The sequence below is a fragment of the Campylobacter sp. MG1 genome (assembly GCF_026616895.1).
Classification (GTDB): Bacteria; Campylobacterota; Campylobacteria; order Campylobacterales; family Campylobacteraceae; genus Campylobacter_E.
Window position 1 is genome coordinate 1 of the sequence record NZ_JANYME010000062.1, and the last position, 204, is coordinate 204.

General features: G+C 35.3%; 1 protein-coding gene. It reads right to left on the reverse strand.

Annotation, left to right across the window (positions count from 1 at the left end):
* Positions 1 to 190, reverse strand: a 190-nt coding sequence (locus tag NY022_RS09755; RefSeq protein WP_267525682.1) for a hypothetical protein, incomplete at its 3' end; no start/stop codon positions are given.
* Positions 191 to 204: the final 14 nt, after the last annotated feature.

Here is a 204-nt window from a genome sequence, read left to right on the forward strand (position 1 = left end):
CAACTGGTTTATCTTCAGGTTCTACTGGAGTTGGTTCAGGTTTAGGTTCTACTGGAGTTACTACATCAACTGGTTTATCATCTGTGTTATCAGGGGTAGCTGGTACATAAACTACATTTGCTGTATCGCTTACGCTACCTATACTTAATTTAATCATTCCTTGTTCGTTATTTACTACATTAGAATCCATTGTAAATGTAAATT